The organism is Tersicoccus sp. Bi-70, assembly GCF_001968825.1.
Lineage (GTDB): Bacteria > Actinomycetota > Actinomycetes > Actinomycetales > Micrococcaceae > Tersicoccus.
The window spans coordinates 102675-128783 of the sequence record NZ_MIEU01000010.1 but is presented as its reverse complement, the minus strand read 5'-3'; the positions used below and the strand labels follow the sequence as shown (position 1 = coordinate 128783).

General features: G+C 72.3%; 24 protein-coding genes, 1 tRNA gene and 1 pseudogene. 14 read left to right on the top strand and 12 right to left on the bottom strand.

What is annotated here, in order from left to right:
- Window positions 1–109: 109 nt before the first annotated feature.
- The 5 genes from trxA to BGP79_RS04485 all read right to left on the bottom strand — a co-directional run bounded on the left by trxA (window position 110) and on the right by BGP79_RS04485 (window position 2964).
- Window positions 110–574, bottom strand: a complete 465-nt coding sequence (trxA, locus tag BGP79_RS04505) for a thioredoxin (protein ID WP_076693469.1) — start codon at window positions 572–574, stop codon at window positions 110–112.
- 90 nt (window positions 575–664) lie between these two features.
- Entirely contained in the window at window positions 665–1822 is a 1158-nt protein-coding gene (locus BGP79_RS04500; RefSeq protein WP_076693811.1) for an MFS transporter, read from the bottom strand.
- 187 nt (window positions 1823–2009) lie between these two features.
- The gene (locus BGP79_RS04495; RefSeq protein WP_083701570.1) at window positions 2010–2489 is read right to left on the bottom strand and encodes a MarR family winged helix-turn-helix transcriptional regulator; all 480 of its coding nucleotides are present in this window, start codon (window positions 2487–2489) and stop codon (window positions 2010–2012) included.
- A gap of 106 nt (window positions 2490–2595) precedes the next feature.
- Window positions 2596–2677: transfer RNA gene (locus BGP79_RS04490), tRNA-Tyr, on the bottom strand.
- A 95-nt stretch (window positions 2678–2772) separates the two neighbouring features.
- Entirely contained in the window at window positions 2773–2964 is a 192-nt protein-coding gene (locus BGP79_RS04485) for a hypothetical protein (protein WP_076693467.1), read from the bottom strand.
- 147 nt (window positions 2965–3111) lie between these two features.
- Here BGP79_RS04485 and BGP79_RS04480 point away from each other — a divergent pair, with 147 nt between their 5' ends.
- The 7 genes from BGP79_RS04480 (at window position 3112) to BGP79_RS04450 (ending at window position 8809) form a co-directional block, all read left to right on the top strand.
- Window positions 3112–3603, top strand: coding sequence for a YajQ family cyclic di-GMP-binding protein (locus BGP79_RS04480; protein ID WP_076693466.1), 492 nt, complete (start codon window positions 3112–3114; stop codon window positions 3601–3603).
- A 237-nt stretch (window positions 3604–3840) separates the two neighbouring features.
- The gene (locus tag BGP79_RS04475) at window positions 3841–4131 is read left to right on the top strand and encodes a hypothetical protein (protein WP_076693465.1); all 291 of its coding nucleotides are present in this window, start codon (window positions 3841–3843) and stop codon (window positions 4129–4131) included.
- Entirely contained in the window at window positions 4131–5153 is a 1023-nt protein-coding gene (locus tag BGP79_RS04470; RefSeq protein WP_233121115.1) for an FAD:protein FMN transferase, read from the top strand. The genes BGP79_RS04475 and BGP79_RS04470 overlap by 1 nt, the downstream gene beginning before the upstream one ends.
- Complete coding sequence (locus tag BGP79_RS04465) at window positions 5150–5713, top strand: ferric reductase-like transmembrane domain-containing protein (protein WP_076693464.1); 564 nt, start codon at window positions 5150–5152, stop codon at window positions 5711–5713. The genes BGP79_RS04470 and BGP79_RS04465 overlap by 4 nt, the downstream gene beginning before the upstream one ends.
- Before the next feature lie 4 nt (window positions 5714–5717).
- A complete protein-coding gene (locus BGP79_RS04460; RefSeq protein WP_076693463.1) occupies window positions 5718–6941 on the top strand; it encodes an NADH-ubiquinone oxidoreductase-F iron-sulfur binding region domain-containing protein in 1224 nt (407 codons plus the stop codon).
- Window positions 6938–7177 (top strand): ferredoxin, encoded by a 240-nt coding sequence (locus BGP79_RS04455; protein WP_076693462.1) that lies wholly within the window; start codon window positions 6938–6940, stop codon window positions 7175–7177. The genes BGP79_RS04460 and BGP79_RS04455 overlap by 4 nt, the downstream gene beginning before the upstream one ends.
- Window positions 7178–7303: 126 nt before the next feature.
- Window positions 7304–8809 (top strand): APC family permease, encoded by a 1506-nt coding sequence (locus tag BGP79_RS04450; RefSeq protein ID WP_076693461.1) that lies wholly within the window; start codon window positions 7304–7306, stop codon window positions 8807–8809.
- Window positions 8810–8895: 86 nt separating this feature from the next.
- Here BGP79_RS04450 and htpX read toward each other — a convergent pair whose 3' ends face one another.
- Together htpX and BGP79_RS04440 are read right to left on the bottom strand one after the other, a co-directional pair.
- A complete protein-coding gene (htpX, locus tag BGP79_RS04445; protein WP_076693460.1) occupies window positions 8896–9768 on the bottom strand; it encodes a zinc metalloprotease HtpX in 873 nt (290 codons plus the stop codon).
- Window positions 9769–9909: 141 nt separating this feature from the next.
- Window positions 9910–11181: an MFS transporter gene (locus BGP79_RS04440; RefSeq protein WP_076693459.1), complete on the bottom strand. Its 1272-nt coding sequence runs from the start codon at window positions 11179–11181 to the stop codon at window positions 9910–9912.
- A gap of 119 nt (window positions 11182–11300) precedes the next feature.
- Here BGP79_RS04440 and BGP79_RS04435 point away from each other — a divergent pair, with 119 nt between their 5' ends.
- Both BGP79_RS04435 and BGP79_RS04430 read left to right on the top strand, forming a co-directional pair.
- On the top strand, window positions 11301–11768 hold the full coding sequence (locus BGP79_RS04435; protein ID WP_076693458.1) for a Fur family transcriptional regulator: 468 nt from the start codon (window positions 11301–11303) through the stop codon (window positions 11766–11768).
- 25 nt (window positions 11769–11793) lie between these two features.
- Window positions 11794–13299 (top strand): catalase, encoded by a 1506-nt coding sequence (locus BGP79_RS04430; protein WP_076693457.1) that lies wholly within the window; start codon window positions 11794–11796, stop codon window positions 13297–13299.
- Window positions 13300–13707: 408 nt separating this feature from the next.
- Here the strand turns inward: BGP79_RS04430 and BGP79_RS04425 are convergent, their stop codons facing one another.
- A complete protein-coding gene (locus BGP79_RS04425) occupies window positions 13708–16161 on the bottom strand; it encodes an RNA polymerase sigma factor (protein ID WP_083701569.1) in 2454 nt (817 codons plus the stop codon).
- Between the two features lie 385 nt (window positions 16162–16546).
- Between BGP79_RS04425 and BGP79_RS04420 the strand changes: the two genes are divergently transcribed.
- Window positions 16547–17662 carry a DUF6882 domain-containing protein gene (locus BGP79_RS04420; RefSeq protein WP_076693455.1) on the top strand — a complete coding sequence of 372 codons (1116 nt, stop codon included), beginning with the start codon at window positions 16547–16549 and terminating at the stop codon, window positions 17660–17662.
- Between the two features lie 87 nt (window positions 17663–17749).
- Window positions 17750–18766, top strand: coding sequence for an EamA family transporter RarD (rarD, locus tag BGP79_RS04415; RefSeq protein WP_076693454.1), 1017 nt, complete (start codon window positions 17750–17752; stop codon window positions 18764–18766).
- Here the strand turns inward: rarD and BGP79_RS04410 are convergent.
- Together BGP79_RS04410 and BGP79_RS04405 are read right to left on the bottom strand one after the other, a co-directional pair.
- Window positions 18737–19408: a phosphatase PAP2 family protein gene (locus BGP79_RS04410; RefSeq protein ID WP_198928420.1), complete on the bottom strand. Its 672-nt coding sequence runs from the start codon at window positions 19406–19408 to the stop codon at window positions 18737–18739. The two genes, rarD and BGP79_RS04410, sit on opposite strands and share 30 nt — an antisense overlap.
- 400 nt (window positions 19409–19808) lie before the next feature.
- Window positions 19809–21026, bottom strand: a pseudogene (locus tag BGP79_RS04405) (PTS transporter subunit EIIC); the annotation flags it as partial.
- Between the two features lie 168 nt (window positions 21027–21194).
- On the opposite strand from BGP79_RS04405, the gene BGP79_RS04400 reads away from it, so the two are divergent.
- Both BGP79_RS04400 and BGP79_RS04395 read left to right on the top strand, forming a co-directional pair.
- A complete protein-coding gene (locus BGP79_RS04400; RefSeq protein ID WP_076693453.1) occupies window positions 21195–21425 on the top strand; it encodes a glucose PTS transporter subunit EIIB in 231 nt (76 codons plus the stop codon).
- Window positions 21422–21877, top strand: a complete 456-nt coding sequence (locus tag BGP79_RS04395) for a PTS glucose transporter subunit IIA (RefSeq protein WP_076693452.1) — start codon at window positions 21422–21424, stop codon at window positions 21875–21877. Before BGP79_RS04400 ends, BGP79_RS04395 begins: the two co-directional genes overlap by 4 nt.
- Here the strand turns inward: BGP79_RS04395 and BGP79_RS04390 are convergent.
- Both BGP79_RS04390 and gabT read right to left on the bottom strand, forming a co-directional pair.
- On the bottom strand, window positions 21862–22788 hold the full coding sequence (locus tag BGP79_RS04390; RefSeq protein ID WP_083701635.1) for a universal stress protein: 927 nt from the start codon (window positions 22786–22788) through the stop codon (window positions 21862–21864). The genes BGP79_RS04395 and BGP79_RS04390 overlap by 16 nt on opposite strands.
- A gap of 253 nt (window positions 22789–23041) precedes the next feature.
- Window positions 23042–24391, bottom strand: a complete 1350-nt coding sequence (gabT, locus tag BGP79_RS04385; RefSeq protein ID WP_076693450.1) for a 4-aminobutyrate--2-oxoglutarate transaminase — start codon at window positions 24389–24391, stop codon at window positions 23042–23044.
- Between the two features lie 131 nt (window positions 24392–24522).
- Between gabT and BGP79_RS04380 the strand changes: the two genes are divergently transcribed.
- Window positions 24523–25968 (top strand): PucR family transcriptional regulator, encoded by a 1446-nt coding sequence (locus tag BGP79_RS04380; RefSeq protein ID WP_076693449.1) that lies wholly within the window; start codon window positions 24523–24525, stop codon window positions 25966–25968.
- The last annotated feature ends 141 nt before the right edge of the window (window positions 25969–26109 follow it).

Sequence of the window (26109 nt, the reverse complement as noted above, 5' to 3'; positions counted from 1 at the left end):
CCGGGACATGACCCAGCCGGACATGACAACGGCCCGGACGCTGCTGCGTCCGGACCGTCGACGTCGGAACGGTGGCCGAGGGAACGGCCGCCGAGCGAGAACGCCGGTGTCAGGCGAGGGGGCCGAGGTTGGCCGGGTCCTCCGTGGTGCCGGTCTGGTGGGCAGTGCCGCCCGCGGACGGTGCGCCGGCCTGCTGCGCCTGCGCCTCCGCCTGGGCCTGCTGCTGGGCGACGGCCGCGTGCACCTCGTTCATGTCGAGGCCCTTCACGGCCTCGATGAGCTGGTCCAGCGAACCCTTGTCCAGCGCACCGGCCTGGTTGAAGACCATGACCTTCTCGCGGAAGGCCATCAGCGTCGGGATCGACGTGATGCCGGCCGCGGCGGCCAGCTGCTGCTCCGCCTCGGTGTCCACCTTGCCGAAGACGATGTCCTCGTTCTCGGTGGAGGCGGCGTCGAACACGGGCGCGAACTGCTTGCACGGGCCGCACCAGTCGGCCCAGAAGTCCAGCAGCACGATGTCGTTGCCCTCGATGGTCTCGGCGAGCGTGTCGTTCGTGACGGTGACGGTACTCATGGGTTTCACGCTAGCGGCCGGGGCGGCCCGTGGCCAACGCTGTTCGCTGACCGGTGAGCGCTGCGGCGCCGGGCCCGGACCTCATCCGACTCAGACGTGCTCCGGCTCGTGCCGGTTCAGCAGCCGGCGGCCGCCGAGGATGACGGCGGCACTGACGAGCACCAGGACGGCGGCGCTGAGGAACGGCACCCGTGCACCGAAGTGCTCGGCGAGCGTCGTCGCCACGAACGGGGCGAGGGCCCCGCCCAGCCAGCGGACTCCGTTGTAGGCCGCCGAGGCGACCGGACGCGGGGCCGAGGAGACCTCCATCGCCAGCTCGGTGAAGAGCGTGTTGTTCACGCCGAGCAGGGCGCCGGAGAGCACCGTGACCACCACGACCGCGGGGATGAGACCGACCGCGAAGACGGCCAGCAGGGCGAGGACGACGGCCAGACCGACGAGGGATCCGGCCAGGACGGCGGTGGTTCCGAACCGGTTCTGCAGCACGGGGGCCAGGAACACCGAGCACACCGCGAGCAGGACGCCCCAGCCGAAGAACACCGCACCGATGCCGTAGGCGTTCATGCCGAGCACGAAGGGCACGTAGGCGAGGATCGTGAAGAACCCGAAGTTGTAGAAGAACGCGGCGATCGCCGTCGTCCGCAGGCCGCGGTGGCCGAGGGCGACGAGCGGGTCCCGCAGCCGGGTCTTCGTCGCGGCGGGGGGCAGCGTCGGCAGCAGCACGCTCAGCGCGATGAAGGCCGCGGCCATGAGCACCGCGGTGCCGAAGAACGGGGCGCGCCACTGCCAGCCGCCCAGCACGGCGCCGACGAGGGGGCCGAGCGAGATGCCCAGACCGAGGGCGGCCTCGTAGAGGACGATGGCGACGCCGGACCCGCCGCTCGCGACGCCGACGATGACGGCGAGCGCGGTCGCGACGAAGAGGGCGTTGCCCAGGCCCCAGCCGGCACGGAAGCCGACCAGCTGGGCGACGTCGCCGCTCAGACCCGAGAGCGAGGCGAACACGACGATCAGGCCGAGCCCGATCAGCAGCGTCTTCTTGCCGCCGATGCGGGTGGAGACGACGCCGGTGATGAGCATGGCCAGGGCCGTGATGAGGAAGTAGCTGGTGAACAGCAGCGAGACCTGGGAGTGGCTCGCCTGCAGGTTGACGGCGATGGCCGGCAGGATCGGGTCCACGAGCCCGATGCCCATGAACGCGAACACGGAGGCCAGCGCGGTTGCCCACAGGGCCTTGGGCTGGCGCAGGAGGCTGGTCGTCTCCCGTTCGAGGGTGGCGGACGCGTCCGCGGCACCGTGCGGGTTGCCCTCTCCCGTGCTCGATGCCGGGTTCTGCTGGTCGGCCGTCCTGTTCTGGTCGGCGTGGTGGACGCTCACGTGTCCGTGCTCCTCTCGCTGGTCATTCCGGGGCCGGCGATATCGCCGGCCGGGGGAATCAGCGGGAGTCCTGCAACCTGACCAGACGCTCCAGGGCCGGCACGGAACGGCGCAGGGCCTCGCGGTCCTCCGCGTCGAGCCGGTCCAGGCGTTCCGCCAGGTAGGCGTTGCGCCGTTGGTTCACGCCGTCGAGCGTCTCGCGTCCCCGTTCCGTCAACCGGACGAGGACCGCGCGGGCGTCGTCCGGATCCGAGGACCGGACGACCATGCCGGCCTTCTCCAGCCGGCTGACCAGGTCCGTCGCACTGGGCACCTTGATCCCGGCGCGGGCGGCGATGCCGCTCATCCGCATCGGCGATTCCGCCAGCATGTTGAGCAGCCCCACCTGGGCCGTGGACCAGTCGCCGTCGGCGTCGAGCCCCCGCATCAGGTAGACAGCGTGCCGCAGCCCCTGGCGCAGATCGTCGGCCAGATCCATCCGGTCGCCCGGGAGATCGGCGTCGCGCTCGGAATCGTTCGACTCCCGTGATTCCACCATTGTTTAGGTTACCTAACTATTGTGGTGACGACAAGGCGTCTGCGGGTGACTCCGGATACACGACGACCCCCGATCGTATCGATCGAGGGTCGTGGTGGTGTGCGGGTGGCAGGTGAGGGATTCGAACCCCCGTAGGCAATGCCAGCTGATTTACAGTCAGCCCCCTTTGGCCGCTCGGGTAACCTGCCGCGCTCATCCGGGGATGAGCCGCTCCACCGAGGGAGAGCAATAGAACAATACAAGGCGGAACCGGATTTGGCCGAATCGGGGTGATGGGCGGCGCTCAGACCCGGGGGTGACCCAGCCGGGCGAGCTGCTGCTCGAAGCGATCGGCCTGCTCCTGCGTCACTTGACCGAACCGGACAGCACGGCTCAGTTCGTCGTGGACGCCCGGGACCACCGGCATGCGGCGGCGGGGGTGGCCGTCCAGCTCATCGTCACCGGTGTCCGGGGAGGGCAGGTCGTCGTTCATCATCACTCCATCGTGTTGACCGTGCGTGAGCAGGCTATGAGGGGTGGCTTGGTGTCGGCTGAGAGTCGAGGCACGAACCGGTAACGGCCGCACTAGGCTGGAGGACGAGCCCGTCCCGATCCCCCGATCCCGAAACCGCAGGAGTGCAGCATGGCTTCCGAGTCCTCGTTCGACGTCGTCAGCAAGGTCGACAAGCAGGAGGTCGCCAACGCGCTGAACCAGGCGCAGAAGGAGATCGCCCAGCGCTACGACTTCAAGGGCGTCGGCGCCGAGATCGACTTCAGCGGCGAGAAGATCCTGATGAAGGCCAACGCCGAGGAGCGGGTCAAGGCGGTGCTGGACGTCTTCGAGTCGAAGCTGGTCAAGCGCGGCATCTCGCTGAAGTCCCTCGACGCCGGCGAACCGTTCGCCTCCGGCAAGGAGTACCGGATCGAGGCCTCCATCAAGGAGGGCATCGAGCAGGACGCCGCGAAGAAGATCACCAAGCTGATCCGCGACGAGGGACCCAAGGGCACGAAGGCGCAGATCCAGGGCGACGAGCTGCGGGTCTCCTCCAAGTCCCGCGACGACCTGCAGGCGGTCATCGCCCTGCTCAAGGGCGCGGACCTCGACGTCGACCTGCAGTTCCTCAACTACCGGTAGGACGCACCCGCGGTTCTCCCGGTCTCCGCGGCACCGGCCGGGTGATCAGCGCCTCACAGGGGCACCGTCGACGCGGCACAGACCCGGCACAGAGTCGGCTCCGATCGTGGAGCCATGGACACCTCCCCGCTTCCCGTCACCCCCGTTCGTCCCTCCGGCTCGCTTCCTCCCGGGACCGGACGTTCGGCCTCCGATTCCTCTGTTCCCTCGGCCTCTGTTCCCTCGGCCGTCGGCCGGGTGCGCTCCCGCAACCGCGCCCTCTTCGCCCGCCGGGTCGTGACCCTGGCCGTCGGCGCCGGCTCGATCGCCACCGCGGCGACCATGACGGCGGTGTGGGCGCAGGACGCCATCGCCAGCCCGTCCTCGTCGACGTCCTCGAGCACCACCAGCACCACCAACGGGTCCAGCAGCTCCACCGACGGCAGCAGCAGCAGCTCCAGCGACAGCGGCAGTTCGAGCGGGTCGTGGGCCGGCCAGGCCCCGCAGTCCGGGGGCGGCGGCTCCCAGGGCTCGACGGGCGGCTCCTGATGGATGCCGTCGAGACGCCCGACGGGATGGATGCGGACCTCACGACCGATCCCGTCCACGTCGGCGCTGCTCGCTGGGAGGCCATCGGCACCACCTGCACCGTCCACACCGCGGAGCCCGGTGCCGTCATCGAGGCCCGGCGCCTCGTCTCCGCCCAGCTGACCGAGCTCGACGTCGCCTGCTCGCGGTTCCGCCACGACTCGGAGCTGAACCAGCTACCACGCGGGCGGTGGGTCGAGGTGTCGGCGGTGCTGTTCTCGCTCATCGAGGCCGCGCGGCACACGGCGCGGCGCACCGACGGTCTGGTGGACCCGACGATCGCGGCCGCGATGGACGCTGCGGGGTACGACCGCGACCTCACCGCGGTCCAGGCGCGGTTGCCCGAGCACCAGGAGCCGGTCCCGGCCCCCGGCTGGTACCGGGTGATGACGGACGCGGCGTCCTCGCGCATCCTGATCCCCCACCGGGTCGAGCTCGACCTCGGCTCCAGCGCCAAGGCGTGGGCCGCCGACCGTGCGGCCACCGCCGCGGCCGCCACCCTCGGCTGCGGGGTCCTGGTCAACCTCGGCGGCGATCTGCGGGCGGCCGGCCCTGCTCCGGCAGGCGGCTGGCAGCTGACGGTCGACGACGGCCTGCCCGGGCCGCGCCCCGCCGTCACCATCACGACGGGCGGCCTGGCCAGCTCGTCGACCGCCCGGCGCACCTGGCAGGTCCGCGAGCGCGACGGCGGGATCCGCCGGCTGCACCACATCCTCGACCCGCGCACCGGCGAACCGGCGCCGCGCACCTGGCGGCTCGTCAGCGCGACCGCCTCCACCTGCCTGACCGCGAACGCTGCCACGACCGCCGCGGTCGTGCTCGGCGACGCCGCCTCCGCCTGGCTCGAGGCGCGGAACATCCCGGCCCGCCTGGTCGGCCGGGGCGCGGGCGACCACGGACCGGACGGCGAGCGCCTCGTGCGGACGACGGCCGGCTGGCCGGCGGACGTGTCCGCCACGCCCGGCGCTCGAGCCGCGTCGTGACCGAGATCCTCTGGGCACTCTCCCGCTCCACCGGGCTGATCGCCCTCGTCCTGTTCACGGCCGCCCTGATCTGCGGCGCCCTGGTGTCCGGCCGCGCCGGACGCGGGCGGGCGGCCTCCCTGCTCCCCGCCGGGCTGCACCGCACGCTCTCCCTGCTCGCGGTGGTCTTCCTCGCCACCCACGTCGTCAGCGCCGTCGTCGAAGGCTACGTCGACATCGGCTGGCTCGCGACGGTGGTGCCGTTCACCGCCGGCTGGAACCCGCTCGGCGTCGGGCTCGGCACCCTGGCCGTCGACCTGCTGCTCGCGATCACGCTGACGACGGCGTTCCGGCACCGCCTCTCCCCGCACGTCTGGCGCTCGGTCCACCTGAGCGCGTACGCGATGTGGCCGATCGCCCTCGTCCACACGGTCGCGACCGTGAGCGTCGACGTCGGCCTCGCCTGGACGGTCGCCCTGCTCTGCCTGGCCGCCGGGACCGCCACCCTGATCTGGCGCGCCCGCCGGCCCGACCACGACGCCGCCGCCCGGCGGCTCGCCCCCTCCGACTCCTGGCGGTGACCCCGTGACCCTGCTCGATCCCTCCGTCCCCGGCGGCGTCCTGCCCGACGTGGCCGCCCTTCCCCGCGGCACTGCACACCTGCCCCGACTGCTGCGTCTGCTCACCGACGCCGGCCTGACCGGGCGCGGCGGTGGCGGCTTCCCGGCCGCGGCCAAGCTCCGCTCATTGACCACCGCGCCGGTCCGCCTCATCGTCAACGCCTGCGAGTCCGAGCCGTGGGTGTACAAGGACGAGGTGCTGCTGCAGCGCCGCCCCGACCTGGTGCTCGGCGGTGCCGCCCTGATCGCCGAGGCCGTCGGCGCCCACGAGCTCGTCCTGGCGGCCGGCCGGGGGACGGCGACGCTCGACCGGCTCCGCCGGCTGCTCGCCCTGACGCCGGGCCTGTTCCGGCGGGTCCGCGTCCTCGACGTCCCCGACCACTACGCCTCCAGCGAGGCGAGCGCCCTCGCCTCGTTCGCCGCCGGGGGCGCCGCCCGCCCGCGGTTCCACGTCGGCCCGATGACCCGCGCGGACCACCCCGGCGGCCCGGTGCTCGTCCTGAATGCCGAGACGGTCGCCCACGCCGCCGCGGTGTGGGCGTCCGACGGCGCCGTCGTCCCGACCCGGCTGCTGACCCTCTCCGGTGACGTACGGCAACCCGGCGTCGTCGAGGTGAGCGAGCACGCCGTCCCGCGGCTGACCGAGGTCCTGGACCGCGCGGGCGGCCCCGCCGTCACGCCCCGGGCGGTCCTCCTCGGCGGCCTCGGCGGGACCTGGGTGCCGTGGTCACGGGCGCAGCGCCTGAGGCTGGACCCGGCCGATCTGCGCAGCGTCGGCGCCTCGTTCGGCGCGGGCCTGGTGCACGTCCTCGGTGCCGACGTCTGCCCGCACCCCGTGGTCGCGGACATCCTCGACTTCCTGGCCGGCGAGAGTGCCGGTCAGTGCGGGCCCTGCATGTTCGGGCTGCCCTCGATCGCCGCGGACTGGCACGCCGTGGGCGGGGGCGCCGGGACAGCCGCCGGTGCGGCGGCCCGGGACCGGCTGGCCCGGCGGCTGCCGCTGATCGCCGGGCGCGGAGCGTGCCGGCACCCCGACGGCGCGGTGCGGCAGGCCGCCTCCGCGCTGGCGGTGTTCGGGGATCACCTGCAGGCGCACGGAGCGGGCCGGTGCGACGCGATCGAGACGGAACCGTCCACCGACACCGCCTCCGAGCAGGGAGTCGCCACGGCGATGGGGGTCGCCTCGTGAGCAGCGCAGCACCGCGGCCCGGCGGCGTGTCCGTGGATCCGACCGCGTGCGCGGCGCACGGCCTGTGCGCCGCGTGGCTGCCCGAGCGGGTCACCCTGGACGAGTGGGGGTACCCGCTGGTCGACGGCACCCCGCTCGATCCGGCCACGCGGCGGCGGGCCGAGCGAGCGGCGGCGGAGTGCCCGGTCCGCGCGTTCCACGTCGCCACCGCCCCGGACCGGGCCGCGATGCGCTGAGCCGGACTCGCCTGGACGGTGCTCGCGCGGGTCCGTCACCGCCCCACCCGGAGTGCGCCGTCGCACGCGCCACACCGTAACGTTGGAGGTCATCATCATCTGACGGACACCACAGCGGGAGCGGTCATGAGCCTCATGAGGACCAAGTCGATCGAGCAGTCGATCAAGGACTCCGACGAACCCGGACACGACCTCAAACGGTCACTCGGCGCCTGGGACCTCGCCATCATGGGCGTGGCCGTGGCGGTGGGCGCCGGCATCTTCTCGGTCGGCGCGAAGGCCGCCGCCAACTTCGCCGGGCCCGCGGTGAGCGTCTCCTTCGTGCTCGCCGCCGTCACCTGCGGCCTGGCGATCATGTGCTACGCCGAGTTCGCGTCCACCATCCCGGTCGCCGGCAGCGCCTACACCTATACGTACGCGACGCTCGGCGAGCTGCTGGCCTGGATCATCGGCTGGGATCTCATCCTCGAGCTGCTCGCCGCGGGGGCGGTGATCGCGAAGTACTGGGGCATCTACCTCTCGAACGTCTTCAGCCTGTTCCACGTCGACGTTCCGACCACCCTGCACCTCGGACCGGTGGCGTTCGATTGGGGCCCGTTCGTCATCGTCGCGATCTTCACCGTGCTGCTGATCCTGGGGACCAAGCTCTCCACGATGGTCAACAACGTGTTCACCATCATCAAGGTGGCCATCGTCGTCTTCGTCATCATCGTCGGGTTCACCTTCGTCAAGGCGGAGAACTACACGCCGTTCGTGCCGCCCGCGCAGCCGCCGGCCGGTGGCGGCAGCGTCCTGACGCAGTCGTTCCTCTCGTTCCTCACCGGTGCGGCGCCGGCGCAGTACGGCGTGTTCGGCATCTTCTCCGGCGCCGCGCTCGTGTTCTTCGCGTTCATCGGGTTCGACGTCGTCGCCACGTCGGCGGAGGAGGTCAAGAACCCGCAGAAGAACCTGCCGCGCGGCATCTTCGGCGGCCTGATCCTGGTCAGCATCCTCTACATCCTCACGACGCTGGCCCTGACCGGCATGGCCTCCTACCAGGACCTGGCGAAGGCCGAGAGCCCGTCCCTGGCGACGGCGTTCGTCCAGGTGGGCGCCCCCTGGGCGGCGCAGGTGATCTCCGTGGGCATCCTCATCGGCCTGACCACCGTGATCATGGTGCTGCTGATGGGCCTGTCCCGGGTGCTGCTCGCACTCAGCCGCGACGGTCTGCTCCCCCGCTGGCTCTCCGCCACCTCCGCGAAGCACAAGACGCCCGCGCGGCTGCAGCTGATCTGCGGTGCCGCCGTCGCGCTGATCGCAGCCCTGACCGACGTGTCCTGGCTCGAGGAGATGATCAACATCGGCACGCTCTCCGCGTTCGTGCTGGTGAGCATCGGCGTCGTCGTCCTGCGCCGCAAGCGGCCCGAGCTGCCGCGGGGCTACCGGGTGCCGTGGTCCCCCGTGCTGCCGATCATCGCGGCCGTGCTCTGCTTCTATCTGATGCTCAACCTCACGGTCGAGTCCTGGATCCGGTTCGTCGTGTGGCTGCTGATCGGTTTCGTCATCTACTTCAGCTACGGGCGCCGGCACGCGCGGGTGGGGCTGATGAACGATCCGGTGCGCAGCCGGTTGGCGGACACCGAGCGCCGCTGACGCCACCCGCTCCGCGGGAACGCACCGGCCCTACACGAAGGGCCCCGCACCGGTTGGTGCGGGGCCCTCCGTGTGGGAGCAGCTCGTCAGCGGCGGCCGGCCATCCGCTCGAGGCGCTCGACGCGGGCGTCCATCGGCGGGTGGGAGGCGAAGAGACCGGCGACGCCGGCGCCCGCCTTCCGGAACGGGTTGGCGATCATCAGGTGCGAGGTGTTCACCAGCTTCTGGTCCTGCGGCAGCGGTGCCCGCTGGGTGCCGGCCTGCAGCTTGCGCAGCGCGGAGGCGAGGGCCAGGGGGTCGTTCGTCAGGGTGGACCCGTCCTCGTCGGCGTCGTACTCCCGGGTGCGGCTGATCGCGGACTGCACGACGACCGCCGCCAGGGGCGCCAGCAGCGAGGTGGCGAGCACGGCGAGGATGTTGCCGCCGTTCCGGTCCCGTCCGCCGCCGAAGAACAGGGCGAACTGGGCCAGGGAGGTGATGACGCCGGCGATGGCGGCGGCCACCGAGGAGGTGAGGATGTCGCGGTTGTAGACGTGCATGAGCTCGTGACCGAGGACGCCGCGCAGCTCGCGCTCGTTGAGCAGGCCGAGGATGCCCTCCGTGCAGCAGACTGCGGCGTTCTGCGGGTTCCGCCCCGTGGCGAAGGCGTTGGGCGCCGCGGTCGGGGAGACGTAGAGCCGTGGCATCGGCTGGTTGGCCCGGGCCGAGAGTTCCTGCACGATCCGGTACATCCCCGGCTGCTGCTCCGGCGTCACCGGGTAGGCCTGCATCGAGCGCAGGGCGATCTTGTCGCTGTTCCAGTACCCGTACGCCGTGGTCCCGAGCCCGATCAGCAGGAAGATCCACAGGAAGGCGCCGTTCCGGGTGCCCGCCGCGAGCGCGGCGCCCACCAGGAGCAGCAGCCCCATCATGCCGCCGAGCAGCAGGGTCGTCTTCAGGCCATTGTGGTGGTTGTGCACGGTCCGTCCCGGGTAGTGAAGTGCCAACAGGTTCTCATCGGTGAGAACGTCCGGCAAGCGGGCGCTGTTCCGATGCTCGGACAACTCGGAGCCGACTCCCAGCCGGCGTCGATCCCCGCGGGCCCAGCACGCCCCGCTGGGTCACGGCGTGGGGTGCCGCGCGTCGTAGTCCCGGAAACCCGGCTGCCGCCACGCCATCACCGCGGTCAGCGCGATGCACAGCAGGCCTCCGAGGAACAGGACGGTCCCCTCGGAGAACAGGGTGGTCGCGCCGCCGGCCACCGCGTCGCCGATCCGGGGGCCGCCGGCCACCACGACCACGAACACGCCCGAGAGCCGGCCGCGCAGGTGATCCGGGGCGGCGCTCTGCAGGATCGTCGAGCGGAACACCGAGCTGATCGAGTCCGCCACCCCGGCGGCGGTGCAGGCCAGCAGCGCGGGCACCACCCAGAGGGAAACGACGCCGTCGGTGTCGCGGCCCGCCGCCAGCACCGTCAGGCCGAGCACCCCGATGCACAGCCCCCACGCCGCGACCGACCACAGCACCGCCAGGCCCTGACGCCGGACCGCGCCGAGCGGGCCGGAGAAGAGCCCCGCGAGGAAGGAGCCGAGGGCGATGGCCGCCAGCAGCGCCCCGGCCGTCGCCTCGCCCCCACCGAGGGCGAGCGCGCCGATCGCGGGGATGAGGGCGCGCGGGGCCGCGGTGATCATGGCGATCAGGTCGATGACGAAGGTGCCGCGCACGTTGGGCCGGGTGGCCAGAAAGGCGAACCCCTCGAGCACCGACCGCAGGCCGGGCGTTCCCGTCGCTCCCACGGGCTTGAGCGGGGGCAGCGTGAACAGGCCCCACCAGGCGAAGGCGAAGGAGAGCACGTCGAGGGTGTAGGTCCAGCCGTACCCGACGCTGGCGACGAGGAACCCGCCGACCATCGGGCCGATCATCGCCGCCATGGTGAAGGTGATCATGCCGAGCGCGTTCGCGGCCGGCAGCAGCTCCTTGCCCACGAGCTGCGGGATGATCGCGCTGCGCGTCGGTTGATTGATCGCGGTACCGGCGCTGTTGAGCGCCACCAGCAGGTACAGCACCCCGATGTTGTGCAGCCCGGCCCACGCCTGGATCGCCATTCCCGCGCTCGAGGCCCACATGATGCCGGCGGACACGAGCGCGACGCGGCGCCGGTCGTGCACGTCGGCGATCGAGCCGCCGTAGAGCCCGAACACGACGAGCGGGACGAGAGCGAAGATGCCGAGGATGCCGACGTAGAGGCTCTGCCCGGTGATGGAGAACACCTGCAGGCTGACCGCGACGAGCGCGATGTTGCTGCCCATCGCCGAGAGCGACATCCCGACCCACATCCGCCGGTACGCGCTGCTGCGCTTCAGCGGCGTCAGATCGGCGAGGAGGCGGGGCACCGGTCCAGCCTACGAGAGCCCGTCACCGGTTCCCGCCCACGTCGCGCCGCCCGCCGTTCACCCGGCGTTGCCCGTACCGTTGTTGTGAGTCATTCAGAAAAAGTGCTTCACTGGACGTGATGGAGACGACAGCGACGACGAACACCGAGCCGGACTGGCCGGCGCAGCTGCGCGCCCACGCCCTGCGGGTCACCCGGCCACGCACGAACGTGCTGCGCGTCGTCCAGGAGCACCCGCACGCCAGCGCCGACGAGGTGCACCGCCAGGTGCGCGCGGCCCTGCCGGAGATCAGCGTGCAGTCCGTCTACGTCGTCCTCGCGGACCTGGACCGGCACGGACTGATCCGCCGGATCGACGTCCCCGCCTCCCCCGCCCGGTACGAGACCCGCACCGGCGACAACCACCACCATGCACAGTGCGTCCGATGCCACCGCATCGTCGACGTGGACTGCGTCGTCGGCTCCGCGCCCTGCCTGACCCCGGGCGACGCGGCCGGCATGACCATTCTCTCCGCCGACGTCCTGTTCCGGGTCGTCTGCGCGGATTGCCGGGAGAACGGCCCGGACAGCGGCATCCCCCACCGTTGATGCACGACACGATCAAGGAGCAAGCATGACGACCACCCCCCGCGAGACAGGTCGCTACACGACCGCGAACAACGGCGCCCCCGTCGCCAGTGACAACGAGTCGCTCACCGTCGGCGCCGACGGCCCCGTCGTCCTGCACGACCACTACCTGCTCGAGAAGCTGGCCCAGTTCAACCGCGAGCGGGTTCCCGAGCGCGTCGTCCACGCCAAGGGCGGTGGCGCGTTCGGCGTCTTCGAGACCACCGAGGACGTCTCGCAGTACACCCGCGCCGCGCTGTTCCAGCCCGGCGTGAGCACCGAGATGCTGGCCCGGTTCTCCACGGTCGCCGGCGAGCAGGGCTCCCCCGACACGTGGCGGGACCCGCGCGGCTTCGCGCTGAAGTTCTACACGACCGAGGGCAACTACGACCTGGTCGGCAACAACACCCCGGTGTTCTTCATCAAGGACGGGATCAAGTTCCCCGACTTCATCCACTCCCAGAAGCGCCTGCCCGGCTCCGGCATGCGGGACAACGACATGCAGTGGGACTTCTGGTCCCTGCGCCCCGAGTCGTCGCACCAGGTGACCTGGCTGATGGGTGACCGCGGCATCCCGAAGACCTGGCGGCACATGGACGGCTTCGGCTCCCACACCTACCAGTGGACCAACGAGGCCGGCGAGCGGTTCTGGGTCAAGTACCACTTCCAGACCGACCAGGGCAACGAGTACCTGACCGCGGACGAGGCTGAGCAGCTCGCCGGTGTCGACGCCGACCACCACCGCCGCGACCTGTTCGAGGCGATCGAGCGTGGCGAGCACCCGTCCTGGACGCTGTCCGTGCAGGTCATGCCCTACGAGGATGCCAAGACCTACCGGTTCAACCCGTTCGACCTGACCAAGGTGTGGCCGCACGGCGACTACCCGCTGATCAAGGTCGGAAAGATGACCCTGAACCGGAACCCGGAGAACTTCCACGCGCAGATCGAGCAGTCCTCGTTCGAGCCGTCCAACTTCGTGCCCGGCATCTCCACCAGCCCGGACAAGATGCTGCTCGCCCGCATCTTCTCCTACGCGGACGCCCACCGGTACCGGATCGGCGCGAACTACCAGGACCTGCCGGTCAACTATCCGAAGAACGCGCAGGTCAACTCCTACTCCAAGGAGGGGCCCATGCGGTACACGTTCAACGCGCCGGACGTCCCGGTCTACGCGCCGAACTCCTTCGGCGGCCCACACGCCGACGCGGCCCGGGCGGCCGAGTCGAACGGCTGGGACGCCGACGGCGATCTGGTGCGCGCCGCGGCGACCCTGCACCCCGAGGACGACGACGTGACGCAGCCGCGCAACCTCTACCGGAACGTCCTCGACGCCGGTCAGCAGGAGCGTCTCGTGGGCAACATCGCGGGCCACATCTCCGGCGTCCGCAGCGCCGAGATCCGCGAGCGGGCCTTCCAGTACTGGGACAACATCGACTCGGAGCTCGGTTCGCGCGTGCGCAACGCCTACGCCGAGGCTGCCGCCGAGCAGGATCAGCCGGTCGCGACCGTCTGACCAGCACCGCGACCGCAGGTCAGCCCGCGGGCCCGTTCGGACGTCGTCCGAGCGGGCCCGCGGCCCGTGCGGCCACGCCGCATTTCGACACACAATTGGTTTGTGTATCCCCCAGTGTGCTGCCATACTAAAAACGAGGCGACTCGCGAGGAATTCCCCCATCTCTCGCTGAGAGCCTCCAGCCGGCCGGACTGGTCACCTATCCCCCCACTGGTAATCAGCCCGGCTGGCGCCAACGTTCCGGATGCCCGGTGGCGCGACGAGAGTCCGCCCCGGGCATTCGTCGTCTCCCATTCCGTCTCTTCCTGCACGAGCGGCCTTCCTGCGCCGTCGTCGCCTCCGTGCCGCTCGGCGGCCCTGCCCTGATTCTCCTGCTCTGACGGTCGCGGTCTGCTCGGGGTTCCCCGGTCACCCCTGCCCGAAGAGCGACGCGGTGATGGTCGGCAGTGCGGGCAGCGTCGGGCCGCCCGGGTCCCCGGACGACGAGCTGGTCGGCAGGCTGGTCGCCGTGCCTGACGGAGTGCTCGTCGGAGTGCTCGTCGGGGAGCCGGTCGGGGTAGTCGTCGGCCGCTCCTGAACGGGGAGCTCGCCCCGCGCGGTGGCGCCGTCGCGCAGATCGGTCAGGACCCACGGGACGGCGGGGACGGTGGACGGAGCCGGAACGGCCGAGACGCGCACGGCGACGATGTCGACGGTCACCTCACCGCGGCGGGCCGGCAGGTCGACGCTGAAGCTCGTCATCAGGGGAGATGCCGTCACATCGGCATGGGCGTCCCGGATCGCGCGCGCCTGATCGGCCGTGAGGCGGTCGTCGGCACCGGCCGTCGCGGACGCGCTCGCCGTCCCGGATGCGTCGAGCGTCGGGGTGGAGGAGGCCGATGGCGTGACCGACGGCGTGGCCGACGCGCTGACGGCGGCAGCCGCGGCGGAGGACGTGGCACCGGCGGTGGCGCCGGGATCGGACATCGACGCCGGGCGGCGGACCACCAGCCATCCGTCCTGCGGCCGGAACTGCAACGTCAGCCGCCGGTCCGACTCGGCGATCGGTGCCGTGACGGTGATGCGGGCCGTGGCGACCCCGTCGACGGGACCGGACTGCCAGAACCGGCCTTCGGCCGCGACCACCGCACGCACACCCAGCACGGCACCGGTGGACGGCACCGTCGTCGGCGGGGCTGTCACCGTGGGTGGGGCTGACGTGGGAGGAGCGGTGGTAGGAGGAGCGGTGGTCGGAGGCAGGGACGTCGGTGGCGGCGTCGTCGGAGGTGCCGTCGTCGGAGGCACCGTCGTCGGGGGTGCCGTCGTCGGGGGTGCTGTCGTGGGCGACGCGGTCACGGTGACGGTCGTGGAGGGCAGCGGCGCTGTCGTGGTGGTCGACGGCGCCGGCAGGGTCGGTGAGGCCGTCGGGGGAATCGCCGGACGCGGAACGGACGGCGTGCCGACCGGTGTCGTCGTCCGCGGCGGGGCGACACTCGAAGGGGCGACGCTCGGAGCGGCGATCCCGGGCGAGCCCGGGTCGGGGGCAAGGGCACCGGTTCCGTCCGGGCGGCCGTCGCCGCCCCCACCGGATCCGGGGAAGCCCGGAATGACCCCGGCCGGCGGCTGTTGATCGAGCAATCCAGGATCCTGACCCAGTGGCACGTCCGGCGACCAGACGCCGCTCCCGTCACCGGTCACACCACCGGGCAGGTCACCGCCGGGCAGACCGACGCCCGGCAGACCGCCGCCCGCATCACCCAGACCGCTGGACGGGAGCATCGAGCCGGACACGACGACTCCGGGGGCACCCGCGCTGCCGGACGGAACGCTGGGCAGCGCCCCGGACCGCCCGTCGAGCACCCCACCCGCGAGGGCGCCGGGCAGGTCCACCGGTGCCGCCGCCGCCACGATCGCTGCCGGAGCCGGCTCGGCCGTCACGAGGCGGCCGACACCGATCCCGGCGGCCACCCCCACCACGACGACGGCCGTGGTCACGGCGGCCGCGCCCGAACTGCCGCCGGGACCGAAGGCGGCGAGCCCCCACCGGCCGGACCGCGCCGTCGGGACGGCCGCCGATCCGATGCCCAGGGCAGCGAGCAGTCCGGACCCGGACGACGCCGCGACGGCAGCCAGCGGCAGATAGGCCGCGCGCAGCCCGCGGTTGACGTCGCGCAGGTGCAGGACGGCGGCGGAGCAGCTCAGGCAGCTCTCGACGTGCGTGCGTGTCACGGCGAGCGCGGGTCCGCGCAGCCGGCCGGCCGCGAAGGCCCCCAGCGACGGCCCGACGACGCGGCACTGCTGGTCCTGGACCGCGCGGACGTGGCACTGCAGGTAGGCCTCGGCCAGCCGGTCGCGGGCGCGACGCAGGGCGACCGAGGCGGCGTTCGGGCTCAGACCGACGAGCGGGCCGATGGCCGCAGGCTTCAGACCCTCGACGGCGGCGTACCAGAGCACGGTCCGCGAGCGCTCGGGCAGCGTGAGGAAGGCGCGGCGGATGGTCTCGGCATCGAAGCTCTTCAGCACGGGGTCGTCGAAGACCTGCGGGACCTCGGCGAGCTCGATCGCCTCGGTGCTGTACTGGCCGCGGGTCGACCGGGCCGCCCGTGCGGCCTCGTGCGCGACGATGGTCACCAGGTAGGCGCGGACGTTGTCGCGTGGACCGGCTCCCCGACGGATCGCGGCCAGCGTGTTGGCGAAGGCCTCGGCCACCAGGTCGTCCGCCTGCGCCGCGCTGGTGGCACTGCGGCGGGCCACCCGCCATGCGGCGTCGCGATGGCGTTCGTAGAGGACCCCGAACGCGCGGCGGTCCCCCGCGCGGACGGCGCTGATCAGTTGCCCGTCGCTCGCGTCGTCGTCCGCGATCGGCACCGCTGGTGCGTTCACTGCGTACCGCCTCGTGCAGGTCCAGATCCCTTCTGGATTCTACGTCGGTCCGCGGTCACCGCACCCGGGCGGTGACCGCCGATCCTTGGTCGGATGCCGGTGCCCGCGCCTCCCCCGAGTGCGGGCACCAGCATCCGGACAGTGCGTTCTCGCACTGGTCGTGCCGCCTCACCCCCGCGGACGGCACCCGGCCCCCTCCATCGACGCCCGCACGTCGCTCCCCAGCGCCGCGGCGTCGTCGCACTCATGAAGAGACGGAATCGGGCCCAACGTGACACCCCGTTACCGAAGCGTTACGAAGCGAGCCGTCGAGGAGGGGGGCGATCGGGCCGGACGGCACCGGCGGGGGCCGCCACGGGGCGGTGCCCGATCGTAGGGTAGGAGCATGACCTCTGCTCTCCAGTCGCTCGTCGACCGTGGACTGTTCCTCTCCGTCGAACACCAGCGCGCGTTCGAGGAGCACCTGGTTCCCGATGCCGCGCAGGTGGATTTCGCCGGCCCGCGCGTGACCCTGCCGGGCACCGACGGCACCGCGATCCCGTACCTGCTCGGCAGTTCCTCACCGTCACGCGGCACCTGGATCTGGTCGTGGCAGCAGCCCGAGCACTTCCTGCCGGCCGTGCTCGCGGCCGCCGAGGCCACGCGGCGCTACGGCGTCGATCACGACGTCCCCGAACTGGCGGAGGACGAGGTCCCGCTCGCCGCGGGCCTGGACGAGCGTCTCGTGATCGCCGCCAAGACCGTCTCCGGCGTGCACGCCCACTACACCGCCGGTGCGGGCGGGGGTGCCCGGGTGTGGATGCTCGTGCGCTCCGACGCGCTGGTCCTCGACCCGCCGACGGTCCGTTCCGTCGGCCGCACGATCGCCGAGGGACTGCACACGGGCCTGGCCACCGACCACCGGGCCGCGGTCGAGGGCTACGCCCGGCGCCGGGGCCTGCACCTGAGCGAGGACGCCGACGACCGGGTGGTGCTCAGCACCGCCGATGGCGGCGTCGAGCTGACCTTCGACGGCTCCGCGATCAGCGGGATCGACGTCGTCGAGAGCCGTCTCCCCGCGGGTTTCGCCCCCGAACCGGTGCCGGTGACGCTCGTGGAGCCGGAACCGGTCGAGCGCCCCGCCGCCGTCGCCCGCGAGGAGGCACCGGCCGCCCCGCAGACGCCGATCCCCGCGCCCGTGTCCGAGGCCGCACCCGAGCCGGCGCGCGAGCAGCCCGAGCCGGCGCGCGAGCAGCCGTCGTATCAGGAGCCGACCCGCGAGGCGCCTGCGTCCGCCGCTCCTGCCGAGCAGCCCGTCCCGACGGCTCCGGCCGCCGACGAGGCCGGGACACCGGAGCAGCCCCGGGAAGCACCGCGCCCGGAGGAGACGCAACCCGAGGAGACGCGACCCGCGGAGCCTGTCGAGCCGCAGGAGGCACCCGACGGCCAGCGCACCGAGACGCCCGAGGACGAGGAGGAGCCGCGCCGGAAGGGCTTCTTCGGCCGCCTGTTCGGCCGCTGATCGGCGGCGACCCGCACGCCCCCGTGTCATCGGCCCCCGAGCAGCGCCCCGGGCGGGGAATACCGGCTCCCACCCGCGACTTGAGACATGGATGTGACCTCCACGCGCAGCGCCTCGGCGAGACCACCCGCCCGCACTCCGGACTCGCTCGATTCGGGCGGTCGCCTCGGTCGTACCGGCGTCGGGCTGCTCAACGGCTTCGCCGCCTACGGCCTGTGGGGCCTGCTGCCGCTCTACTTCGCGCTGCTGGGCTCCGCGGGTGCCGTCGAGATCGTCGCGAACCGCGTCGCCTGGTCCGTGCTGTTCTGCGCGGTTCTGCTCACCGTCATGCGGGGCTGGGGCGCCCTGGGGCATGCGCTGACCGATCGCCGCGTCGTCGGGACGCTGGCCCTCGCGGCGGTGCTCATCGCCGTCAACTGGCTGGCGTTCGCGTACGCCATCACCACGCACCAGGCGATCGAGGGGTCGCTCGGCTACTTCATCAACCCGCTGGTGTCCGTGGTCGTCGGGGTGCTCGTGCTGCACGAGTCGCTGCGCCGCACCCAGTGGGTCGCCGTGGGGATCGGCGCCGTCGCCGTCGTCGTCCTCGCGATCGCCTACGGCAAGCTGCCGTGGATCGCACTCGTCCTGGCGTTCTCCTTCGGGTTCTACGGCCTGGTCAAGAACCGGATCGGCGGCCGAGTGGACGCCCTGACCAGCCTGACGGTGGAGACCGTGGTGCTGCTGCCGGTGGGGCTGGCCGTCATGCTGTGGCTGGCGCTGACCGGTCAGGCCACGCTCACCGCGTACGGGCCCGGCCACTTCTGGCTGATGGTCGCCAGCGGTGTCATCACCGCGCTGCCGCTGCTCTTCTTCGGCGGCGCCGCCCGGCGCCTGCCGCTGTCCACCGTGGGCCTGATCCAGTACCTGGCGCCCGTGCTCCAGTTCATCTTCGCGATCTCGGTCCTGAAGGAGCACATGCCGACCGAGCGGTGGGTCGGGTTCGGCCTCGTGTGGGTCGCGCTGCTCGTGCTCATCGTCGACGCCCTCCGGCAGATCCGCCGTCGGCCCCGTTCCGGTACGACGACGACGGGCTCAGCGAACACGGAGCCGCTCGCGTCCTGACCGAGCTGCCCTGAGCAGCGCCGCGACGCCGATCGACACGGCCAGCAGCACGGCGCTGCCGACGACGTCGAGCACGTAGTGGTTGCCCGTCCCGATCACCACGGCGACCATGGCCGTCGGGAACAGCCACGGCAGCAGCCCGAGGCGCCGGTGAGCCCCCGTCAGTGCCGACCACGCCGCCCAGGCGGCCAAGGCGGACCACCCCACGTGCAGGCTCGGGAAGGCCGAGAAGAGGTTCCGGCCACCGCTGAGGTCACGTGACGCGGGGCCGCCGAGCAGCGCGTCGTCGGCCACGACGTCGACGATGCCCGGCAGGGCGAACCGGGGCGGGGACACCGGGTACGCCCAGAAGACGACCAGGGCGAGGACCGCCATGACGATCGCGGTCGTCCGCACCTGCCGGTAGATCCCGCCGTGACGGAGCAGCACCCACAGCAGGACGCCGAGCACCGGCACGGCGTAGAAGCGATAGAGCAGCACCGCGGCCCGGGCCAGCGGCGGCCGTTCGACGAGCCAGCGATTCGCCGACACCTCGACGTCCAGGTCCAGGGCCCGCTCCACCGACTGCAGCAGCTGCGCGTGCTCGGTGGCGGCCGTGAGGCCGGGCCGCAGCGCGTCGTGGGCCCAGGAGAACACCGCCACCACGGCGATCAGGACGGCGAGCTCGAGCCAGCGTCGGCGGCCGTGGACCCCCGTGGAACTCCGTGCTCCGGTCGGACCGGAGGAGGCCGGCGTCGTCGTGGATCCTCGACGACGCCGGCCCCCTGCTCGGTCTTTCCCGGTGCGGTCGCCGGGCTGCTCAGCCGGCGTGGTCCTCCCCCGTCCGGCCGACGTGCCGACCGAGGTGACCGCCGGCGTCGCCGTCGTGGGCCGTCGGCCCGTCCGCGTTCTCGACGACCCCCGCGTTCTCGACGACCCCGGCGTTCGCGCGGTGGTCCTCACCCGCGGACGACGTGTCGGCGGGCAGCGCATCCGTGGGCTCCCCGTCCCGCCCGTCCACACGGTCGCCCGCGGCCGGCTCGGTCGCGGCGACACCGGCCGGAGCAGCCGTGTCGTCGACGGCATCCTCCCGGCCCGGCGTGCGCAGGTTCCAGCGGCGGATGACGAACCGGAACACCAGGTAGTAGATGACCGCGTAGACCAGCCCGATCGGGATCAGCCACAGCCCGTTGGTCGACTTGCCCAGGTTCAACAGGAAGTCGATGGCGCCGGCCGAGAACGAGAAGCCGTGATGGATGCCGAGCGCGTTGACCAGGGCGATGGACGTGCCCGTGAGGATCGCGTGGATGACGTACAGCGGCCACGCCACGAACATGAAGGAGAACTCGAGCGGCTCGGTGATGCCGGTGATGAACGAGGTCAGACCGGTCGAGAGCATGACGCCGCCGATCACCTTGCGCTGCGCGGGCCGCGCCTCGTGCCAGATGGCCAGCGCGGCGGCCGGCAGGGCGAACATCATGATGGGGAAGAACCCGGTCATGAACAGGCCCGCGTTCGGGTCACCGGCGAAGAAGCGGGTGAGGTCGCCGTGCTTGCCGTTGAAGTCCCCGATGAGGAACCAGACCACGGAGTTGAGGATGTGGTGCAGGCCGAGCGGGATGAGCAGCCGGTTGAGCACGCCGTAGATGCCGCCACCGACGATCGCGTTGTCCTGGACGGCGTTGCCCACGCCCGTGAGGGCGGTGTTGAACAGCGGGTAGATGAGGGAGAGCACGACGCCGATGATCATCGCGGAGACCGCCGTGAGGATCGGCACGAGGCGGCGGCCGCCGAAGAAGCCGATGTAGTCCGGCAGTTTCGTCCGGTAGAACCGCTGCCAGAGGACGGCCGCGAGCAGGCCGATGACGATGCCGCCGAGGACGCCGAAGTTGATCAGCGCCTGGGTGCCGTCGGTGGCCTTCTGCCCCGCCAGCACGATGGGCGACATCACCTTGAACACCCCGGTGAGCACCAGGTAGCCGACGACGGCCGCGAGCGCCGTCGAGCCGTCGGCCTTGCGCGCCCAGCCGATGGCGATGCCGACCGCGAACAGCAGCGGCAGGTTGTCGAACAGGGCACCGCCCGCCGCGGAGATGACCGAGCCGACGGTCTCCAGGCCCGCGATCCCACCGATCAGGTCGGCCTGGCCGAGGCGCAGCAGCAGGCCCGCGGCCGGCAGCGCCGCGATCGGCAGCATGAGCGACCGGCCGAACCGTTGCAGGTTCGCCATGCCGCGCCGTTCCTTGCGTGGGGCGGCCGCCCCGGTCGCGATGCTGGTCATGAGTCCTCGTCTCGTCGGCGATCCCGGCCACCGGACCGGCGACGGGCGGTGATCGGGGCGCGGTTCCCGCGCATGGTCTCGATCACGCTGAGAGAACGCTCGTAGTATTGACCCCGGTTGTCAACGAGGCACGCTGACGCAGGTCAGCGAAGGATGAAGGAGCCACACATGGCCAAGGCGGACGACATCGTGGCGGCGCTCGGCGGCGCCGGGAACATCGTCGAGGTGGAGGGCTGCATCACGCGGCTGCGGACCGAGGTGTCCGACGCCTCCGTGGTGAACGAGGCGGCGCTGCGGGCCGCCGGCGCGCACGGCGTCATCGTCTCCGGACGCGCGGTGCAGGTCGTCGTGGGGCCCGAGGCCGACTCGCTCGCCGAGGACATCCAGGACCTCCTGTGACCGTCCCGGTGGGCGCCCCCGTCGCCGGCACGGTGACGACGCTCGCCGAGGTGCCCGACGAGGTGTTCGCCGCTCAGATGGTGGGACCGGGCGTCTCCGTGGCGCCGTCCGGCTCGGGCGCGGTCCCCGTGCTGGCCCCCGTCGGCGGGACCATCGTCAAGCTGCACCCGCATGCCTTCGTCGTCACCACCCCGGAGGGGCCCAGCGTGCTGGTGCACGTGGGGCTCGACACCGTGGAGCTGAAGGGCCGGCACTTCACCCTGCACGCCGAAGAGGGGCAGCAGGTGGAGGCGGGTGAGACCGTGGTGACCGTGGACCTCACGGCCGTGCAGGACGCCGGGTACAGTGCCGCCTGCCCCGTGGTGGTGCTCGGCGCCGCACCGGACTCCGTCAGCAGCGACGCCGTCGGACGCACGGTGGCGGCCGGGGACCGCCTCTACGACCTGCGCTGACTTCCGGTGCTGTCCGCACCGGCCGCGTCCGCCACGTCGGCGGCGGCGTCCGCCACGGCATCAGCGGCCAGGGCCGCCGCGCTCTTGGGCACGACGATCATCGGCACGGGCAGCGTGCGCAGCATCTTCGACGCCGTGCTCCCCATGAACAGCCGGTTCCCGTGGGCGAGTCGGCTCGAGCCGACCAGCACCAGGTCGCCCGGTTCCCAGGTCATCCGGTCGATGGCGTTCTCGATCGTCTTGCCCGTCGCGATGGCGGTGTCCACCCGCGCGGCGGCCGGCAGGGTGTGCGCGGCCTCGTCGAGCATGCGCTGCGTGTGCCGGCGCGCCTCGGGCCGGTCCTTGACGTTGCCGAGCGCCAGCAGCGAGATCAGGCGCAGCCGCACCCGACGCCGGGCCGCCGCCGCGAGCCCGGTGTCCAGCACCGCCTGGGCGCCCGGCCGTGAGCCGATCGCCGCGCTGATGCGCGTGATCCGGGGTGCGTCGTAACCGCGCGGCGCGAGGGCCACGGGCACGGGTGAGCTGTGCAGCAGGTGGTCGGCCACGGTGCCGACGCTGAACCGGGACCACAGCCCCGAGCTGGCGGCACCGACGATGATCAGTTCCGCGTCGAACTGCTGGGCCACCGTCATCAGGCCCTCGGCGAAGGAGCTCGCCGTGCGGGTGTGGGTGCGGGCCTCGACGTCGTCGGGCACCAGGGAGCGCGCCCGCTCGAGCAGGGTGCGCGGGGAGGGCCGGCCACCGCGCTCGGCGCCCGGATCCTGTTCGGGGTAGCTGGGGTTGAACGGTTCGGAGCGCCGGCGCACGTGCACGATGTCCAGCGAGGCGGACTGGGCGCGGGCGATCGCCACGGCCAGCGCCACGGCGTCGGCACCCGTGTCCGCGGCTCCGTAGCCGACCACGTACCTCATGCTCCCCATCTCCGTCCCGCCCTGTCGTCGTTCTCGCCGATGTCCCTCGGTGCCGGTCCCCTGCCCCGGCCTGCGCGCCTGGCCTGCGGCGATGCCGCACCCACCGGCCCGTGACCTCCGCCACCATTGTGGCAGCCCCCACCGTCGGGATCCGGAACCGGGAGTCATGAAGTGGTCGGCACGCAGCACCGGCCGGCGCCCGTCGCGCGGGGCCGGCCGGTGCGGTGCTCCACCGCGTGGTGCGTGGTGCCGCTCAGGCGGCGAGGATGGCCGTCTCGAGCACGTCGAGCGCGTCCACCAGCAGCTCGTCGCTGATCACCAGCGGCGGCAGCAGCCGGATGACGTTGCCGTAGGTGCCGCAGGTGAGCAGGATGACGCCCTCCGCGAGGGCGGCCTGCACGATGGCCTTCGTCGCCTCCGGGTTCGGCTCCTTGGTGGTGGCGCCGGTGCCGGGCTTGACCAGTTCGATCGCCATCATCGCGCCGCGTCCGCGGACCTCGCCGATGATGTCGGTCTTCTCCGCAAGCGCGCGCAGCCGGGAGCCGATGGTGTCCCCGATGTGCCCGGCGCGGGCCGGCAGGTCCTGCTCCTTCATGGTCCCGATCGCGGCGAGCGCGGCGGCGCACGCCACCGGGTTGCCGCCGTAGGTGCCGCCGAGACCGCCGCCGTGGACGGCGTCGAGCAGGTCGGCCCGGCCGGTGACCGCGGAGAGCGGGAGGCCGCCGGCGATGCCCTTGGCCATGGTGATCAGGTCCGGCACGACGTTCTCGTGCTCGGAGGCGAACCAGGCGCCGGTGCGGCAGAAACCGGACTGCACCTCGTCGGCGATGAAGACGACGCCGGTCTCCTTCGCCCACGCGGCCAGGGTCGGCAGGAAGCCCTCGGCGGGGACGATGAAGCCGCCCTCGCCCTGGACCGGCTCGATCAGGATGGCGGCGACCTGGTCCGCGCCGATCTGCTTCTCGATCATGGCGATGGCCCGGCGGGCGGCGTCCTCGCCCTTGATCTCCGTCTCCTCGCGGTACGGGTAGCTCATCGGCACCCGGTACACCTCGGGGGCGAACGGGCCGAAGCCGTGCTTGTAGGGCATCGACTTGGCGGTCAGCGCCATCGTCAGGTTGGTGCGGCCGTGGTAGGCGTGGTCGAAGACGACGACGGCGTTGCGGCCGGTGGCCAGGCGGGCCACCTTGACGGCGTTCTCCACCGCCTCGGCGCCGGAGTTGAAGAGCACGGTCCGCTTCTCGTGGTCCCCCGGGGTCAGCGCGTTCAGCTGCTCGGCGACGGCGATGTAGCTCTCGTAGGGGGTGACCATGAAGCACGTGTGGGTGAAGTGCTCGACGGACTCCTGGACGGCGGCGACGACGGCCGGGTCCGAGGCGCCGACCGAGGTGACGGCGATGCCGGAACCCAGGTCGATGAACTGGTTGCCGTCGACGTCACGGATGATGGCGCCGTCGGCGTCGGCGGCGTAGACGGGCACGCTGGAGGCGACGCCGGCAGCGACGACGGCGGACCGGCGCTGCGCGAGCTCCTGCGATCGCGGGCCGGGGAAGGCCCCGGAGACGTCGCGCTTCTGTTCCAGGCGGGTGGCGATGGCGGTCATGGATCGTCCTCTCGGGTGGGCGGGTTTCGGCTGTCAGCGTAGCCCCGGGGCCACCCTCCGTTCCATGTCCAGTCGCACAGTCATCACGGTCATCGGTGTGACATCCGACAGATCTGCCGTAGCGTGGATCCATGCCCATCACCGTGCACGACCTGCTCGCCGACACCGGCCTGGGGCTCCGTCCCGTCACCGACGGGCGGGGCATGGACGAGCCGATCTCCTGGACCGCGTCCACCGAGCTGGAGGATCCGTCGCCGTTCCTCTCCGGCGCGGAGGTGGTGCTCACCGTGGGGCTACGGCAGCCCGACGCGGCGGCGCAGCGCCGGTTCGTCTCCCGGCTGGCCTCCGCCGGCGTCGTCGGGCTCGGCTTCGGCACCGGGCTGGGGCACGACGAGGTTCCGGCCGCCACCCGCGCGGAGGCGGAACGGACCGGTCTGGCCGTGTTCGAGGTGCCCTACGCGGTGCCGTTCCTCGCGATCACCCGGCGGGTGGCGCAGGCGCACGCGGACGAGACGTCCGCCCGGCTCGAGGGACTGCTGCGCGAGCACCAGGTCCTCGCCCACACCCTGCTCTCCGGCCGCGGCCTGCCGGGTCTGCTCACGGCGCTGGCCGGGATGCTCGGCACCGACGTCGCCCTGACCCAGTACGGTTCGGTGCTGCACACCGCCCCCGGTTCACGACTGCCCGAGGAGGCGTGGACACGGGTGGCGATCTCAACCGGCAGCGCCGACGCCGCGGTCCTCGCCGTGCGGGAGCTGCCGGCGGACGCGGACATCCTCGCCTACGCGCAGAGCCTGGTCAGCCTGGAACTGAGCAGCCAGTCCCGGCATCGTGCGTCTCTGCGGCAGGTGCGCGGCCAGGTGCTCGGCGACATCGTCCGCGGGACCGTCACTGGCGCGGAGGCCGCGTCCCGCATCGAGTCCCTCGGGCTGCAGCCGCGACGCCGCCACCGGGTGCTGGCCCTCAGCCTCGCCTCCGAGCGCGGGCACGGCCGGGACCGGCTGCTCGCCGCCCTGCCCCTGCCGGGCGTCGCCGCGGACCTGGTCACCGCCGTCCTGCAGGAGAGCCTGCTCATCATCGTCCCGGACACCGGGCCCCGTACCGGGCAGGACATCGCGGAGGCGGTCGCCACGCACGTCGAAGCGGCGGGGCTGGACGGGAGCATCGGCATCGGCGGGGCCTACCCGCACCCGGAGGGGCTGCGGTGGAGCTGGTTCGAGGCGCGGCAGGCCCTCGCCCGCGGCGGCCGGATCAACGACGTCGAGAAGCTGAGCCTGACCGGGCTGCTGCTGGCCAGCGAGGACGTGCCGCTGGCGGCGATGAGCGACGAGGTGCTGGCGCCGGTGCGGACCAGCGACGCCGACCACGGCACCGATCTGATGGTGACCCTGGCCCGGTACCTCGATCTGAACGGCTCGGCGGCGGCGGTGGCCGCGGACCTGGCGCTGCACCGGAACACGGTGCGCTATCGCCTCGCCCAGATCGAGACCCTCACGGGGCTGGACCCGGGCGTCACCGCGGACCGGGTGCAGCTGTGGCTCGCGCTGACCGTGTCCCGGGTCCGCAACGGGGCGTGAGATCACGAGAGCCGCCGAGTGTGCGGTTGACGCAGCCACACCCCCCCCGATGAGACCGCCATCCGCACACTCGGCGCGAGAACGTGAAACGACGGCGGCCGCGCCGCACCGGTCAGGTGCAGCGCGGCCGCCGTCGTTGAG